The organism is Halorubrum sp. Atlit-28R (assembly GCF_003665955.1).
GTDB classification, from domain to species: Archaea; Halobacteriota; Halobacteria; order Halobacteriales; family Haloferacaceae; genus Halorubrum; species Halorubrum tropicale.
On record NZ_QPLS01000168.1, the window covers coordinates 1 to 488 of the forward strand.

Sequence of the window (488 nt, forward strand, 5' to 3'; positions counted from 1 at the left end):
TCCCCAATCGCCGCCGACGAGTAAGAGCGCCCGAGTGTCGGGCGCTGAACCCATTTTATTTTGGCACCTGCCGACGAGCGACATCCATTTTGAACACCACCTGTCCCCAACTCTGTTACGTTATGGCGTAATTTTTATAAGTGTGGGAATCCATGTTGTAGATGTGATGGCAGTAGACATCAACGCCAATGTTGACGCAGATGCGGAGAACGTCCACCGACTCGCGGACGACGAGGATGCCCGCGAGCTATTCGAGGGTGACGTCGACCTCAACGGCGCAGAGTTCCACGTCATGTACCTCAACGGGCAGGGACTCGAACGCTACGAATCGGGTAAAATCACGAACGTCGACTACACTCCCGCTGGCGAGGCAAAGTGGCACGATAACGACAACCCGATGATGACGCTCGCCTACGACACGACCGCGGAGACAAAAGACCACACCGTCTCACACACCTTCAACGATGGCGTCCCGAAGGTCGAAGTTA

At 55.5% G+C, this 488-nt stretch carries 1 protein-coding gene; it reads left to right on the forward strand.

Features of this window, described 5'->3' with window-relative positions; genetic code table 11:
* Positions 1 to 166: 166 nt before the first annotated feature.
* The coding region (locus DVK06_RS17365; RefSeq protein WP_121601148.1) for a hypothetical protein at positions 167 to 488 on the forward strand (322 nt) is incomplete at its 3' end.